We start from the raw sequence: 14,494 nt of genomic DNA, 5'->3' as shown, positions 1-14,494 counted from the left end.
ACGGCGTCACGCCGGTCCGCGTGCCTGCCGGCGCGGTTCCTCGGTGGCCTCGGCCGGGCTCCGGTTGGCGTGCGCGCTGGTCCGGATCACCTGCGCGACGGTCAGCTCGTAGGCCGCGTACCAGTGCTGACGGCCCATGCGCTGCGCCACCCGGTGTTCGGGGTCGCACCGCCACCGGTCCAGCGTCTGCCCGTCGCGCCACATCATGACGGCGAGACGCTCCCCGTCCTCCCCGGTGTAGTGCTTGACCTCCACCGGGTCGGACCCGGCGATGGCCCGGACCCGCTCCTGCATCCGCTCCTCGGTGGCCTCGTACTCCGCGCCGGCCTGCTCGGACAGGTGCGACTTGAACAGGATCACGAACATCCGGAGTCCTCCAGGGTGGCTGTGTTCGGGGCGTGGGCGGCGGTGCAGGCGCGCACCCGGTCGTCGGAGGCCGAGACCAGTCCGGTGCCGTGCCGGGCCAGCAGATCCGCCACGAGCCGGTCCAGACGCCGGTCGTCACGCAGTACGGAGGCGTAGCCCTCCTCGGTGAACGCGCACCGCTCGTACAGCGGAACGAACCGGTCCGGGAAGAGGGCCGCCAGCCGCCCGCGGAGCACGTCGGCAGCGCTCTCCTCGCGGGGTGGATCGGCCATCGCGAAGTAGTGCCGGTAGGAGAGTTCGGCGATCGCGTCGGCGTCCTCGGTCCGTGACGTCTCGTAGGCGGCCAGGCCCGAGGACCAGTCCGCGCAGGCGTCGAGGCGGTCGACGAGGACCCGGGCGTCCTCGAAGCCGCAGTTCATACCGTGCCCCATGAAGGGCGCCATCGCGTGACAGGAGTCACCGAGCAGCGCGAAGGTGTCCCGCCACACCCAGCGGTCGCAGCGGACAGCCGTCAGGGTGGAGACGGCCTTGCCGTCGAGCTGTTCCGCGATGTCGGGGATGAGGCCGGTCAGCTCGGGGAAGTGGGCGGCGAACATCTCGTGCAGGTCCCGGCCGTCGCGGGCCGCCGCGTAGGAGGGGGCCGGGCCGTCGAGGCGCATGAACAAGGAGCCGGACAGCTTCCCCGACGGCAGGGGGTGGGCGGCGAACATCGCCTTCCCGGTGGGCCAGACGTGCGTGATGTCCGGCTCCAGCCGGCCGGCCGGCACGTCGATCTCCTGATACGCCAGGTCGAGTCTGCGCACCTCGACCCGGGCTCCGCGCGCCTCGAGGGCGGCCCGGGCGGCGGAGTGCGCACCGTCGCAGCCGAGGATGCGGCGGCACGTCAGCCGGTGGGAGCCGTGCCGGTCCTCCACCTGCACCGCGGGCCGGTCGAGGTCCACGGAACGGACGCGCTGCCCGAAGCGGAGGCTCACACCGGGGGTGGCCTCGGCGGCGTCCAGCAGGATCCGGTGCAGCCGCCGGCGCTCCACCGCCCAGATGGGCTGTCCGTCCCGGCTGTAGGGCGTCACCCGCGTCCGGCCGTCGGGCAGGTGTGCGCACCGTCCGTGCAGGGGGACGCACATCCGGCGCACGCTGTCGGCGACGCCCAGGTCTTCCAGGGCGCGCCAGCCGCGCGCCGACAGCATCACGACGAGTGACCGCCGTTGCGGGCCGGGGCCCGGTCTGGGATCCGCCCGCTTCTCCAGGACGGTGACCGGCCCGAACCGGGGGGCGAGGTAGCAAGCCGCGACCGCGCCGACCAGACCGGCGCCCACGATCACGATCTCCGGGTCGCGGTCCGTGCGGTGCGCCCCGTCGCGGATCGTGCGGCTCGCGACGTCGCGGTCGGTGGCACGTGTGCCTGCACCCGGCGTGCCGGGCGTGCCGTTGCCGTCCGTGGGGCTGGTGACGTTGCCGTGCGTGCCGTTCGCGTTCGTGCGGCTGGTGACGTTGCCGTTCATGCTGTCCCGTCCCTCGTCCGTTCCTCCGCCCGCCGGTGCGCGGGCGGGTCCGCGTCCGCGTCCGCACCCGTCGTCATGGCCGCCGCAGTTCCGCCAGAACCGCGCTGCCCACCTCCTTCGTGCCGAGGGATCCGCCCAGGTCGGGGGTGACGCGGCCGGTCGCCACGGTGGCGGCGACCGCCCGGCGGACCGCGTCCGCCTCCTCGCTGCGGCCCAGGTGCTCGGCCAGCAGGGCCACGGAGAGGATCGCGCCGAACGGGTTGGCGGTGCCGGTTCCCGCGATGTCCGGGGCGCTGCCGTGCACCGGCTCGAACAGCGCCTTTCCGGTCACGGGATTGAGATTGGCGGACGCCGCGACACCCAGGCCGCCGGCGAGCGCGGCCGTGAGGTCGCTCAGGATGTCGCCGTAGGAGTTGTTGGTGACGATGACGTCGAAGGCGGTCGGGTCGGTGGCCAGCCGCAGCGCGGCGGCGTCCACGTAGAGGTGGGACGTCTCGACGTGCGGGTGCCGTGCCACCGCCTCGCTCCAGCACCGCTGCCACAACTGACCGCCGTTGCGCACGGCGTTGGCCTTGTCGACGAGGCACACCGACCTGCGTGCCGCGGAGAAGGCGAACTCCAGCACTCGCGACACCCCGTGACGGGTGCTCAGGTCCACGTCCATGGCGATCTCCTGGGGGGTCCCGGTGCGCGCACCGCCGCCGATGCCGCTGTAGAGCCCCTCGGTGTTCTCCCTGACGATCACGCAGTCGATCGCCCTGCGGGCCGGGTCGCGCAGCGGACTGAGCCTGTCGTGCCAGAGCCTGGCGGGGCGGTAGTTGACGTAGAGGTCCAGTTCGAGGCGCAGGGTGGTGAGGACGGCGCGCACGTACGGGGTGTCACTGAGCCGGGGATCGCCGACCGCGCCGAGGAGCGCCGCCTCGCTGGACCTGATCCGGTCGAGGTCGGATCCCGTCAGGGCCTCCCCGGTGCGCAGGTACGTGTCCGCGTTGACGTGGTCGAGGACGTCCGTGCGCGTCCCGAGGCCGAGGGCCTCGAGGACGTCCAGGGCCGGCCCGATCACCTCGGGGCCGATGCCGTCGCCGGGGATCACGGCGATGGTGGTCAAGGCCGCCTCACTTCCGGCCCTGGCTCAGGACGTCCGCGACGAGTTGCGCGCTGTCGGCGGTGACGTGGAAGTGCCCGCCCGGCCGCACGGCTCCCGTGAAGCCGCCGGTGGTGACGGCCGCCCATCCCGCCAACCGGCCCTGGTCCACCAGAGGGTCGCCCTCCCCGTGGTAACAGCGCACGGGGCAGGTGAGCGGACGGGTGCCGGGCCGGGGGCGGTAGGTCGCGTGGGCACGCAGGTCCGAGCGGAGGACGGGCAGGAGCAGATCGCGCAGTTCGGCGTTCCCGGCGATCGCGGGTTCGATGCCGCCGAGCGCGCACAGCGTGGTCCAGAACTCGTCGTCGGGTGCCCGGTGGATGTCCCTGTCGGTCATCCGGCCGGGCGGCAGAGCGGCGGAGACGCAGAGCGCCCTGGGTTCCTCGCCGGCGTCCCGCAGCAGCAGCGCGGTCTCGTAGGCGACCAGCGCGCCCAGGCTGTGCCCGAAGAGAAGGTGCTCGCCCGGCGGCATCCTCTGCAGTTCCGCCGCCACGCAGTCCGCCATCGCGGCCACGTCGTCCACCGGCGGCTCCCCGAAACGGTCACCGCGGCCCGGGTACTGGACGGCCATCAGCGACACACCGGGCGGCATCGCGGCGGCCCACCCGCCGAAGGCGGTACCCGAGCCCCCCGAGTGGGGGAAGCACACGACCCGCAGGCCGAGCGGGTCACCGGTGGTCATCGAGCGCACCCATCCGCGTTCCCGTGTCCGGCTCATCCTGTTCGCCCTCCCGGCAGCCGTCGTCCCGTCCGCACCATGTTTTCCACTAGCCGAGGATTCGCACGGCCCGCGACAGATGTCGGCAAGAGATCACGGGGCGGTGGCCCGCGGCACTGACCATTTCCAGGGCAACCGACGTCACCACGTCAGCGCACGCTGCCGGGGGACCTGACCGCCCGGGAGGGACAGGACGGCAGGGAGCCGTGGAAGCACACCCGCCCGCCACCGCCTCCAGGCACCTGTCCGCCGGCCGCGGGGCGCCGACGCCCGCAGGCACGCCTCGCTCCACGCCCCGACCGACCGCCGAAAGGAACGCGACCATGCTTGACGGTGTTGTGCCCTGGCCCGAGCACCTCGCGAAGGAACTGCGCCGGACCGGGGTCTGGCTCGGCCGGCCGATCGGCGACCTGCTGCTCGCGTCGTGCGAGCGGAACGCCGAGCGCGTGGCCGTCGTCTGCGGCGAACACCGGATGACCTACGCGGAGCTGGCCCGGCGGGCGGACCGGCTGGCGCGCGGCCTCGTCGGACTGGGCGTCAAACCCCTGGACCGGGTGGTGGTGCACCTTCCCAACGTCCCGGAGTTCGTCGTCCTGGTCTTCGCGCTGATGCGCGCCGGAGCGATTCCGGTGCTGGCGCTGCCCGGTCACCGCAGGGCCGAGATCGCGCATCTGTGCGCGCACTCCGAGGCGGTCGCGTATGTGGTGAAGGACGAGTTCGGCGGGTTCGACTTCCGGACGATCGCCCGGGAGATCCCGCCGGTCCCGCACGTCGTGGTCAGCGGCGACGCCCAGGAGTTCACCTCGCTGGAGTCGCTGGAGGCACCGCACCACCAGGACGTCCCGCTCCCCCGGGTGGACGCGTCCGACCCCGCGCTGTTCCTGCTCTCCGGAGGCACCACCGGGCTGCCGAAGCTGATCCCCCGGACGCACGACGACTACGAGTACGTCATGCGGGCCTGCGCGGAGGCGATGCACGTGGGCCAGGAGGTCGTGTACCTCGCGGTCAACCCCGTCGCGCACCAGGCGGCTCTCGCCTGTCCGGGGGTCTTCGGAAGTCTCCTGCTGGGCGGCAAGGCCGTCCTCACATCGAGCGTGCGTCCCGACGACGTCTTCGCGCTGATGCGCCGGGAGGGGGTCACCGTGACCACGGTCGTGCCCTCGGTGCTGCGGCTGTGGGCCGACGCCGGACGACCGCCCGGCGACCTGTCCCGCCTGCTGATCCAGGTGGGCAGCGCACCGCTCGACCCGGCCCTGGCGCGCCGCGCGGCCCAGGTGCTGGGCTGCAGGATCCAGCGGTGGTACGGCATCAGCGAAGGGCTGCTGACCCACACCCGGCTCGACGACCCGGACGACGTGGCCGTCGACACGGACGGCCGCCCCATGTCGCCGGGTGACGAGGTCAGGATCGTCGACGAGTCGGGGAACCCCGTGCCGGACGGGGAGGCGGGCGAGATGCAGGTGCGGGGCCCGTACACGATCCGCGGGTACTACCGCGCCCCGGAGGAGAACGCCCGCTCGTTCACGCCGGACGGCTTCTTCCGGACCGGCGACCTGGTGCGGCGCGGGCCCGACGGCAACATCATGATCGTCGGGAGGATCAAGGACGTCATCAACCGGGCCGGCGAGAAGGTCTCCGCCGAGGAGGTGGAGCGGCACCTGCGCACCCACCCCGCCGTGCAGGACGCGGCCGTGATCGGCGTGGCGGACACCGTGCTCGGTGAGCGGACCTACGCGTTCGTCGTCCTCGGCGAGGCGGACGTCCGCCCGTCCGCCATGAAGGAGTTCCTGCGGGCGCGTGGCCTGGCCGCCTACAAGATCCCCGACCGGCTGATCCCGACGCAGCGGCTTCCGCGGACGCCGATGGGCAAGGTGGACAAGAAGGCGCTGCGGGCGGGGGTCGCCGCCCCGGAGCGCTGACGACGCCCGGGCGCGGAACGAATCCTGCCGGGCCCCGCGCGATCGGTCCCGCGCCGAAGCGCTCCCCGCGGGCCCGGTGCGCCCGCGCCGCGGGAAGTCTGCCCGTGGGCCGGTTCCGCCCGGCGACCGGCGGACACCCGGCCCACCGGCGCAGGCGCACCCCGTCCCGGCGGCAGCCGGGAGGTGATCTCGCTTCGGCCCGGCCGATGAGGTTGACTCGTGTCTCCGGCCCGGACCACGACAGGAGCTCCCACCTTGACCTACGACATCGCCGCCCTGCGCTCGCTGTTCCCCGCTCTGGCCGCGGGTACCGTCCACTTCGACGGGCCCGGGGGTACCCAGACGCCGCAGCCGGTCATCGACGCGATCGCCGACGCGCTGGCGCACCCGCTGTCCAACCGCGGGCAGTACTCGCTGGGCGAGCGCAACGCCGAGACGGTCGTCACCGGTGCGCGCCGGGCCGTGGCCGACCTCCTCGGCGCGGACCCGGCCGGGGTGGTCTTCGGGCGCAGCGCCACCCAGCTGACCTACGACCTCGCCCGCACCCTGGCCGCTTCCTGGGCGCCGGGCGACGAGGTCGTCGTGACCCGGCTCGACCACGACGCCAACGTCCGCCCGTGGGTGCAGGCCGCGCAGCGGGCCGGCGCCACCGTACGCTGGGCCGATTTCGATCCCGCCACCGGCGAGTTGACGCCCGACGACATACGCGCCGTCCTGTCCGCACGCACGCGCCTCGTCGCCGTCACCGCCGCCTCCAACCTGATCGGCACCCGGCCTCCGGTCGCCGAGATCTGCCGCCTGGCCCACGAGGCCGGAGCGCTGGCCCACGTCGACGGCGTCCACTACACCGCGCACACGCTGGTCGACCTGCCGGCGCTGGGCGCGGACTTCTTCGTCTGCTCGCCGTACAAGTTCCTCGGTCCGCACCACGGCGTCCTGGCCGCCCGGCCCGCGCTGCTGGAGACTCTCCACCCGGACAAGCTGCTGCCCTCCAGCGACGCGGTGCCCGAGCGCTTCGAACTGGGCACGCTGCCCTACGAGTTGCTCGCCGGTACCCGTGCCGCCGTCGACTTCCTGGCCGGCCTTGACCCGGACGCCACGGGCACCCGGCGCGAACGCCTGGCGGCCTCCTTCGCGGCCCTCGGCGTCCATGAGACCACCCTGCGCACCCAGCTCGAGAAGGAGCTGGCCGCGCTCCCCGGCGTCACCGTCCACTCCCGGGCCGCCGACCGCACCCCCACCCTGCTGCTGACCTTCGCGCACCACGACACGACCGACGCCTACCGCTTCCTCGCCGCTCGCGACATCCACGCCCCGTCCAGCCACTTCTACGCCGTCGAGACGTCCCGTCACCTGGGTCTGGGCGACACCGGCGGCCTGCGGATCGGGCTCGCCCCCTACAACGACGCGCGGGACGTCGACCGACTGCTGGCGGCGCTGGCCGAGTTCCTGGAGCAATGAGCAGCCGGACCGGGCGCCCGCTCGCGCACGGGGCGCTTCCCGGCGGTGCTCACCGGGCCAGCGCCTGCTCGATCTCCGCGGCGTCCGCGGCCTCCGCCGCCCAGGCCACGTATCCGTCCGGACGCACCAGGACGGTCGTCCGCCGGTCGCTCGCCCAGCGCTCCACGGTCAGCCACCCCTCACCGGCACCGGGGCCGTCGTACTTCCCCGGTGTGATCAGCACGAACCGGCCGCCGCGCAGCGCCTCGTAGAGGCGGCCGTCCCGGAGGGCGACGTCCGGGGCCCGCCTGCCGACGAGGCGGTGGGCGCCGCGTGGGGCGGGATACGTGTAGCCGATCCCGGTGATCTGGCCCAGGGCCTTGCGCTGGAGGGGCGGGGCCGAGCCGGCGCAGGCGGAGACCACGGCACGGACGGTGCGCAGCAGCGGGTTCCCCGCGCGGGCCAGCCGGACCAGTCCGCCGCTGCTGCGCAGGACGGCCCTGCCGACCGGGTGGCGCTCGGTCTCGTAGCTGTCCAGCAGCCCCTCGGACGCCCGGCCGTGGAGGGTCGCGGCGAGCTTCCAGCTCAGGTTGGCGGCGTCCTGGAGACCGGTGTTCATCCCCTGACCGCCGGCCGGGGAGTGGACGTGCGCGGCGTCCCCGGCCAGGAAGACCCGCCCGACCCGGTAGTGCGGCGCCTGGCGCTCGTCACTGTGGAACCGCGACAGCCAGCGGGCGTCGTGCATGCCGTGATCCGTGCCCAGGGCGCGGCGGGTGATCTCCTTGACCTCGTCGAGGTCGAGGGGGGCGTCGTCGGGGACCTCGTTGCGGCGGTTCCAGCCCATGACCCGGTACCAGCCGTCGCCGAACGACGCGATCATCGCGAAGCTGTCACCGCGGCCGTTGACCGTGAGCACGCCATCAGGTGCCTGGGCCAACCGGACGTCGGCCAGGATCAGCGACTTGATGACGGAGACACCGGGGAAGTCCAGGCCGATCGCCTCCCGCACGGCGCTGCGGTGTCCGTCGGCGCCGACGACGTAGGCCGCCCGGCGGGTGACGACCGACCCGTCCGCGCCCCGTACGTGGAGGTCGACCCCCTCGTCGTCCTGCCGCAGCCCCACGACCTCGCTCTCGTACGCGAACTGCACGCCGGCTTCCCGGGCCCGTCGCTCCAGGAGCCGCTCGACCTCGTACTGCGGGGTGATGAGCAGGAACGGGAAGCGGGACGGCAGCGTGCTCAGATCGAGGGAGAGGCGCTGGAAGAGCCGCAGGCGGGTGATGGTGTCGCCGGTGCCGATCAGCTCGTCGGCGATGCCGCGGGCGTCGAGCTGTTCCAGGGTGCGGGCGTGCACCCCGAAGGCGCGGGAGAGGTTGCTGAGCGTGCGCGGCCGCTTCTCGACGAGGGTCACGGGGACGCCGGCCGAGGCGAGGTCACCGGCGAGGAGCAGACCGGTGGGGCCGGAGCCGACGACGATCACGGTGCGGTGGGTCTCGGTGCCGTTCATGGTGGCCTCCCTGGTGCAACGCTAGGGGACGTCGCGTCCTCGCCGACGCATATCGGCCGACCCTTGCCGACGGGATGGCGGGCGGGACGGCGGGATGGTAGGCGGGGCTCCCAAAAGGGGTGTGCGAGGCCGCAGTCGAGTCCCGCACACCCGCTCGCGGTGTGCTCAGTGCGCCCGCCCGTCGGTGCCCGGCTCCCCGACCCGCCGGACGAGCAGGTCGAAGGCGAACGCCTCACCACAGGTGAGGGGCACCTGCCGGTCCAGTACGGTCACGGTGACCTCGGCGGCCAGCGGGGTGCGCCAGCCCTTGGTCACGACCTCGCCCCAGGGTTCGGGGTGCACTTCCCGCACGCGCACCCGCGGGCCGGACGCCTCGTACGAGCCGTGCACGCGGGCGACCTGCGGGTCGGCCGTGTCCTCCTCCAGTTGCCGGTAGGGCACTTGGCCGGAAATGACACCGCGGTCGAACAGACCAGGCTCGACGGGTCCTCCTCCCCCGTACTGCGTCCCGTCCGCTTCGACGGAGAGGCTGACGTGCGTGCCGTGGGCGGAGTTCTCGTACAGCTCCAGTGACACCTGCATCCCGTCCCGCTCGGCCCGGCATGCCACGGCGTACCCCTTCTCCCGGGTCACACCGGACGACTCGCCCGGGCCGCCCGCGGCTGCTGCGGGCGCCGCCGTCAGCAACGTCGCAGCGAGCGCACCGGTCACGGCCGCTCGTTTCCCCACCTGCATGCTGCACTCCCAACGTCGTGTGCGGGTGATACGTGCAGTTGGACTCGCGAGGGGCGGATGAGGATGTAGGCGATCACCGAGCACATGGGAGCGAGCCGGGCATCACCAGGACACCTCGCGGACGTTCGCCCCGCTCTGCGGCCGAGTCGTGGCGGTGATCTCCGAGCGGTGGCGGCTCGCCGAGAACGTCACCGTCAGGGTCTGCGCCCCGGTCCGGCTCGTACTGACCGTGAAACCCCGGTTCGGCACCGCCGAGATCAGGCACACCGCGTCGTCGCCGAACCGCACGGTGGCCTTGCCGCCCTCGGACGGCACCGTGTAGACGCCGGCGCCGCCGTCCTCGCACCCCGGCCCGTCCGCCCCGGCCGGCGCTTGCGGGGCCGTGGCGCGGGCGGTGGGTGCCCGCGTGGGCTCGGGCGTCGGGCTGGGCCGGGGCGCCGCCCTGCTGCTCGGGGGCGGGCTGGGCCTGCGGCTGCTCGCGGAGGGGCTCGGGGAGGGCTTCGCGGTGGCCGACGGGGTCGGCCGCGGGGACTCGACCGGCTCACTCGGCGCCGACTGCGCGACCGGCGCGGTGGGCCGGGTCGACCCCACCACGAAATGGATCGTGAGGATGACAGCCGTGACACTGGCTGCCGTGCAGGCCAGCCATATGATCAGGTAGCGCAGGAGGCGGGACACGACACCATAGTGACGGACCGGCTAACGTGCCTGCTCATGGCCTCCGTACTTGTCGTCGAGGACGACCCCGTCATCCGGGCTGCGTTGATCGAGGTCCTGACCGGGCACGGCTATGCGGTCAGGAGCACCCACCAGGGTTTCGAGGCGCTGCGCGAGATCACCCAGAGCGCGCCGGACATCGTGGTGCTGGACCTGGGGCTGCCCGACCTCGACGGCCTCGACGTGCTGCGCATGATCCGGGGCATCTCCCGTGTGCCGGTCCTGGTCGCCACCGCCCGCGACGACGAGGGCGAGATCATCCGGCTGCTCAACGCGGGGGCCGACGACTACCTGGTGAAGCCGTTCTCCGGCGGTCAGCTCGCCGCCCGGCTCGCCGCCGTCCTGCGGCGGTCCGTGCCCGCCGACCTGCAGGCGGCCCGACGGCCCGTCCTGCAGGTGGCGGACCTGCGGATCGACCCGACCGCGCGCACCGCGCACCTCGCCGGACGGGAACTGCCGCTGACACGACGCGAGTTCGACCTCCTCGCCTACCTCGCCGCCCACGCGGACCAGGTCGTCACCCGGCAGCGCATACTCGCCGAGGTGTGGCAGCAGCCGTACGTCGAGGACCAGACGGTCGATGTCCACCTCTCCGCGCTCCGCCGCAAAATGGGGGAGAAGGCTCGAAAGCCCCGCTATCTGCACACCGTTCGCGGTCTGGGCATCAAGCTGGTCAGCACGCCATGAGACGCGCCCTCGCCGGGATCGCCCTGGCCGTCACCTCCATGGTGGCCCTGTCCTTCCTCATCCCCCTCGCCCTCCTGGTGCGCGAACAGGCACGGGACCGGGCCACCACGGCCGCCGAGCAGCGGGCCGCCGCGCTGTCCCCGGTGCTCGCCCTCACCACCCGGCGCGCCGACGTGCAGCAGGCCGTGTCCGAACTCGGCTCCTCCGACCAGCTCGTCGTACGGCTGCCCGACGGCGGCTTCGTGGGCACCCCGCACGCGCCCCGGGCGGCGCTCGACCGGGCCGTGCGGGGGCGCGAGACCCTGGCCGCGGACACGTCCGGCGGCTGGGTCTACCTCCAGCCCGTCGTCCTGCAGGGCGACCGGGTGGCGGTCGTGGAGTCCTTCGTGCCCGCCGCGGACCTCACCCGGGGCGTGGCGGCGTCCTGGGGGGTGATGGCCCTGCTCGCGCTGGGGCTGGTCGGGGGGTCGGTACTCGTCGCGGACCGGCTCGGCGCTCGCGTCGTCCGTTCCTCGCGCAGCCTCAAGCGCGCCTCGCTGGCGCTCGGCTCCGGCGACCTGGACGTGCGTGTGGAGCCGGACGGGCCGCCCGAACTGCAGGAGGCGGGTGCGGCGTTCAACACGATGGCGGACCGGGTCCTCGACCTGCTCGCGGTCGAACGCGAACTGGTCGCCGACCTCTCGCACCGCCTGCGCACCCCGCTGACCGCGCTGTATCTGGAGGCCGACCGGATGGGCTCGACGCCCAGCGCGCGGCGTGTCGCGGAGGCGGCCGGCCAGTTGGAGAGCGAGTTGGACGCGATCATCGCCGCGGCCCGTACTCCGCTGGCGTCGGCCCCGCCGGCGCGTGCGGCGGCCGGCGGGGGGAAGCCGTGCGACGTGGCCGAGGTGGTCGCCATGCGCCTGGAGTTCTGGTCGGTCCTGGCCACCCAGCAGGAGCGGCCCTGCGAGCGTTCCCTCACCCCGCGCCCGGCGCCCGTCGCCTTCCCCGAGGACGACCTCGCGGCCGTCGTCGACGCCCTGATCGGCAACGTCTTCCGGCACACCCCGCAGGGCACCGCCTTCGCCGTGCGCGTGGAGCGGGCGGACCGGCACGTGTACCTGACGGTCGACGACGCGGGGCCGGGGGTGGCGGACCCGGACGCGGCGCTCACGCGCGGGGTGAGTGTCGGCGGCTCCACGGGGCTGGGCCTGGACATCGTGGCCCGGGCGGCGCGCGCGGCGGACGGCGAACTGACGATCACCCGCGCGCCGCTGGGCGGGGCGCGGGTGCGGGTGTCGTTCGTCCTGGCGGACGGGAGGGGTTCCGGGGGCGGCGCACGGTGAGCGGCGCCGGCGGACGGCGCCGAGAATGTGCGCGCTGACCGGCATCGGCCGGAGGCGCCGGGGCCTTTGCGCGATGACAGGTGCCAGCAGGCGCCGCCCGGGCCGGAGCACGATCACAGGCATCTGCGCCCGGGGCCGAGGCCGTTCGGAAGACCTGAGCAGCACGCGACCAGGCCCGGGGCGCCCTCACCGGCATCGGTGGGCGGCGCCCGGGCCGTGCGCGGTGCGCGGTGTCAGCGCGAGGCGCCGAAGTTCTGCGTCCACCAAGGGCCGCCGTCGCCGAAGTGGACGCCGACGCCCAGCTCCTTGAAGGAGCAGTTGAGTATGTTCGCGCGGTGGCCGGGGCTGTTCATCCAGGACTTCATCACGGAGGCGGCGTCCGCCTGGCCCCGGGCTATGTTCTCGCCCAGGGTCGACCACTCGTAGCCTGCGGCCTCGACCCGGGTGGTCATGGTCGACCCGTCGGGGCCGGTGTGGGACATCACGCCGCTGCTCGCCATGACGTCGCTGTAGTCGTCGGCGGCACGAGTGAGCCGGTCGTTCGCCGTGAGGGGCGAGCAACCCGCCGCGCTCCGCTCCTTGTTGACCAGCGCCAGGACCTGGGCCTCGGGCCCGCCGGCCCCGGCACCCGACCCGGCTCCCGTTCCGGAACCCGGCCTGGTGCCCGCCGACCCCGTGCCGCCGGCTCCGTTCGCCGACCCACCGCCGCCGCTCTTCGCCTCCGTCCGGGCGGGTGCCTGCCGCTCGGACTCGGTCGTCCGCCGCGGGCGAGGGGTGGGGCTCGCCGTCCGCTTCTTCTTCTCCTTCGGCTTGGCACGGGGCGAGCTGCTCGCCTTCGCACTCGGGCTCGCCGAGCCGGAGGCGAGGGGCTCGGCGCTGACGGCGGCGTCCTCGGCGCCGGGCACCTTGCCGGCGCTGTTCGCGACCACGCGGTCCGAGGCCCCGCCGTCCTCGCCGCCCACCACCGCCACCGTGATCCCCACGCCCGCGAGCGCGGCGACGGCCCCGATGGCCAGGGCGGGACGGCGTACCTTCCGCCCGTCGCGGGGACGGGCGTGGAAGCGGGACGGGCGGGCGGCTCGACGGGAACCCATGCAGGACACCTCGGTCTGTCGGTCGGCTGACTCGACCCCCATGCCCGGTGGCCGCGAGCGCGGCCACCGGACCTGTGGGGGGTGTTCGAGAGCCTAGGGCCCGTCCGAGTCGGGAACCGCTGTTCGAAGGGCTTCTTCAAGAAGCCTTAAGAGAGGCACAAGAGTCTCCTGAGGAACAGCTCGGCCCTCCCGGAGGGTGCGGGGAGGACCAGGGCCCGCACGATGCCGCGGGACGTACCCGGGGCGGCCTCCCTCGAAGCCCGGGCGCCTCAGGAACCGCCGTGCAGCAGGTCCGCGCCGACGTCCTCCAGGCTCCCGCAGCCCGCCAGGGCCATGGCCGTCGACAACTGCGTACGGTACGAGTCGAGCAGGGCGGTCACCCCCGCCCGACCGCCGAGCGCCAGAGCCCACACCACGGGACGCCCCAGGAGCACCGCGCGGGCGCCCAGGGCCAGAGCCACCAGGACGTCGGTGCCGGTGCGCACACCGCCGTCGACCAGCACCGGGACCTCGGCGCCCACCGCCGCCGCGACCGCGGGCAGAGCGTCGGCGGACGTCACCGCACGGTCCAGCTGGCGCCCCCCGTGGTTGGAGACGATCACCCCGGCAGCTCCGGCGGCCACGCACGCTCGGGCATCGTCGGCCCGCAGCACGCCCTTGACCAGCACCGGCAGACCCGACATCCGGTGCAGCCGTTCGATGGCGTCCAGTCCCAGCGACGGGTCCTGCTCCCAGCCGGGCAGCCGGGTCCCCACCCCCACCGACCGGCACAGCGCGTCGTCCTCGGGAAGCGGCAAGGCGAGCCCCGGCGTCACCCGAGGCGGTACGTACGGCGCGTCCACCGTCAGGACCAGCGCACGGGCGCCGGCCGCGACGGCCCGGTCGACCTGGCTGCGGGTCACCTCCGCGTCCCGCAGCCAGTACACCTGGAACCACCAGGGTCCGGCCGCCGCGGCGACCTCCTCCGGGTGGCGGGTCGCGCGCGAGGAGAGCACGAGCAGCGAACCGGCCGCGGCGACGCCGGCCGCCGTGGCCGTCTCGCCCTCGTCGTGCGCCATGCGGTGGAAGGCCGTGGGGCCCGCGAGCACGGGCGCCGCCAGCCGGGTGCCCAGCAGGTCGACGCTCGTGTCGACGGACGAGACGTCACGCAGGACGCGAGGCAGGAGTCTCCGGCCGCGCCAGGCGGCTTCGGCCTCGCGGGCGCTGATCTCCTCGTCGGATCCGGCGGCGTAGAAGGCGTACGCGGCGGCCGGGAGGACGGCCTTCGCCCGCCCCGCGAGGTCCGTCGCCGCCCGGATCAGGGGCTCCTCGGCAAGGGGCCCCGCATCGGGTTCTGCCAT

At 74.0% G+C, this 14,494-nt stretch carries 14 protein-coding genes; 5 read left to right on the top strand and 9 right to left on the bottom strand.

Annotation, left to right across the window (positions count from 1 at the left end):
- Positions 1-6: 6 nt before the first annotated feature.
- The 4 genes from ACFYWG_RS09820 to ACFYWG_RS09805 all read right to left on the bottom strand — a co-directional run bounded on the left by ACFYWG_RS09820 (position 7) and on the right by ACFYWG_RS09805 (position 3,694).
- On the bottom strand, positions 7-366 hold the full coding sequence (locus ACFYWG_RS09820; RefSeq protein WP_389200411.1) for an antibiotic biosynthesis monooxygenase family protein: 360 nt from the start codon (positions 364-366) through the stop codon (positions 7-9).
- A complete protein-coding gene (locus tag ACFYWG_RS09815; protein ID WP_389200409.1) occupies positions 357-1,868 on the bottom strand; it encodes an FAD-dependent oxidoreductase in 1,512 nt (503 codons plus the stop codon). Before ACFYWG_RS09815 ends, ACFYWG_RS09820 begins: the two co-directional genes overlap by 10 nt.
- Positions 1,869-1,941: 73 nt before the next feature.
- On the bottom strand, positions 1,942-2,976 hold the full coding sequence (locus ACFYWG_RS09810) for an isocitrate/isopropylmalate dehydrogenase family protein (RefSeq protein ID WP_389200407.1): 1,035 nt from the start codon (positions 2,974-2,976) through the stop codon (positions 1,942-1,944).
- Positions 2,977-2,983: 7 nt separating this feature from the next.
- Positions 2,984-3,694, bottom strand: a complete 711-nt coding sequence (locus tag ACFYWG_RS09805; RefSeq protein ID WP_389200405.1) for a thioesterase II family protein — start codon at positions 3,692-3,694, stop codon at positions 2,984-2,986.
- Positions 3,695-4,053: 359 nt separating this feature from the next.
- Here ACFYWG_RS09805 and ACFYWG_RS09800 point away from each other — a divergent pair, with 359 nt between their 5' ends.
- Positions 4,054-5,649, top strand: a complete 1,596-nt coding sequence (locus ACFYWG_RS09800; protein ID WP_383500728.1) for a (2,3-dihydroxybenzoyl)adenylate synthase — start codon at positions 4,054-4,056, stop codon at positions 5,647-5,649.
- A 255-nt stretch (positions 5,650-5,904) separates the two neighbouring features.
- On the top strand, positions 5,905-7,110 hold the full coding sequence (locus tag ACFYWG_RS09795) for a cysteine desulfurase-like protein (protein WP_389200403.1): 1,206 nt from the start codon (positions 5,905-5,907) through the stop codon (positions 7,108-7,110).
- Positions 7,111-7,159: 49 nt separating this feature from the next.
- Here ACFYWG_RS09795 and ACFYWG_RS09790 read toward each other — a convergent pair whose 3' ends face one another.
- The 3 genes from ACFYWG_RS09790 to ACFYWG_RS09780 all read right to left on the bottom strand — a co-directional run bounded on the left by ACFYWG_RS09790 (position 7,160) and on the right by ACFYWG_RS09780 (position 9,646).
- On the bottom strand, positions 7,160-8,596 hold the full coding sequence (locus ACFYWG_RS09790; protein ID WP_389200401.1) for an FAD-dependent monooxygenase: 1,437 nt from the start codon (positions 8,594-8,596) through the stop codon (positions 7,160-7,162).
- Between the two features lie 165 nt (positions 8,597-8,761).
- Positions 8,762-9,331: a hypothetical protein gene (locus ACFYWG_RS09785; RefSeq protein WP_383500720.1), complete on the bottom strand. Its 570-nt coding sequence runs from the start codon at positions 9,329-9,331 to the stop codon at positions 8,762-8,764.
- Between the two features lie 102 nt (positions 9,332-9,433).
- Complete coding sequence (locus tag ACFYWG_RS09780; RefSeq protein ID WP_383685797.1) at positions 9,434-9,646, bottom strand: hypothetical protein; 213 nt, start codon at positions 9,644-9,646, stop codon at positions 9,434-9,436.
- Between the two features lie 79 nt (positions 9,647-9,725).
- On the opposite strand from ACFYWG_RS09780, the gene ACFYWG_RS09775 reads away from it, so the two are divergent.
- From ACFYWG_RS09775 to ACFYWG_RS09765, 3 genes are read left to right on the top strand one after another with little or no spacing between them, the layout of a single operon-like run.
- Positions 9,726-9,992 (top strand): hypothetical protein, encoded by a 267-nt coding sequence (locus tag ACFYWG_RS09775; RefSeq protein WP_376332168.1) that lies wholly within the window; start codon positions 9,726-9,728, stop codon positions 9,990-9,992.
- 53 nt (positions 9,993-10,045) lie between these two features.
- A complete protein-coding gene (locus tag ACFYWG_RS09770) occupies positions 10,046-10,735 on the top strand; it encodes a response regulator transcription factor (protein WP_376332169.1) in 690 nt (229 codons plus the stop codon).
- Complete coding sequence (locus tag ACFYWG_RS09765; RefSeq protein ID WP_389200397.1) at positions 10,732-12,060, top strand: sensor histidine kinase; 1,329 nt, start codon at positions 10,732-10,734, stop codon at positions 12,058-12,060. Before ACFYWG_RS09770 ends, ACFYWG_RS09765 begins: the two co-directional genes overlap by 4 nt.
- A gap of 233 nt (positions 12,061-12,293) precedes the next feature.
- Here ACFYWG_RS09765 and ACFYWG_RS09760 read toward each other — a convergent pair whose 3' ends face one another.
- Both ACFYWG_RS09760 and ACFYWG_RS09755 read right to left on the bottom strand, forming a co-directional pair.
- Positions 12,294-13,154, bottom strand: coding sequence for a CAP domain-containing protein (locus ACFYWG_RS09760; protein ID WP_389200395.1), 861 nt, complete (start codon positions 13,152-13,154; stop codon positions 12,294-12,296).
- 269 nt (positions 13,155-13,423) lie between these two features.
- Complete coding sequence (locus ACFYWG_RS09755; RefSeq protein ID WP_389200393.1) at positions 13,424-14,494, bottom strand: alpha-hydroxy acid oxidase; 1,071 nt, start codon at positions 14,492-14,494, stop codon at positions 13,424-13,426.

The organism is Streptomyces sp. NPDC003456, assembly GCF_042878735.1.
Taxonomy (GTDB): Bacteria; Actinomycetota; Actinomycetes; order Streptomycetales; family Streptomycetaceae; genus Streptomyces.
This window is presented reverse-complemented; position numbering and strand designations above follow the sequence as displayed.

Excerpts from the sequence above, each read along its gene's own strand:
- ACFYWG_RS09820 (WP_389200411.1), bottom strand. The coding sequence starts at position 366 with ATGTTCGTGATCCTGTTCAAGTCGCACCTGTCCGAGCAGGCCGGCGCG.
- ACFYWG_RS09815 (WP_389200409.1), bottom strand. The coding sequence starts at position 1,868 with ATGAACGGCAACGTCACCAGCCGCACGAACGCGAACGGCACGCACGGC.
- ACFYWG_RS09805 (WP_389200405.1), bottom strand. The coding sequence starts at position 3,694 with ATGACCACCGGTGACCCGCTCGGCCTGCGGGTCGTGTGCTTCCCCCAC.
- ACFYWG_RS09800 (WP_383500728.1), top strand. The coding sequence starts at position 4,054 with ATGCTTGACGGTGTTGTGCCCTGGCCCGAGCACCTCGCGAAGGAACTG.
- ACFYWG_RS09790 (WP_389200401.1), bottom strand. The coding sequence starts at position 8,596 with ATGAACGGCACCGAGACCCACCGCACCGTGATCGTCGTCGGCTCCGGC.
- ACFYWG_RS09785 (WP_383500720.1), bottom strand. The coding sequence starts at position 9,331 with ATGCAGGTGGGGAAACGAGCGGCCGTGACCGGTGCGCTCGCTGCGACG.
- ACFYWG_RS09770 (WP_376332169.1), top strand. The coding sequence starts at position 10,046 with ATGGCCTCCGTACTTGTCGTCGAGGACGACCCCGTCATCCGGGCTGCG.
- ACFYWG_RS09765 (WP_389200397.1), top strand. The coding sequence starts at position 10,732 with ATGAGACGCGCCCTCGCCGGGATCGCCCTGGCCGTCACCTCCATGGTG.
- ACFYWG_RS09760 (WP_389200395.1), bottom strand. The coding sequence starts at position 13,154 with ATGGGTTCCCGTCGAGCCGCCCGCCCGTCCCGCTTCCACGCCCGTCCC.
- ACFYWG_RS09755 (WP_389200393.1), bottom strand. The coding sequence starts at position 14,494 with ATGGCAGAACCCGATGCGGGGCCCCTTGCCGAGGAGCCCCTGATCCGG.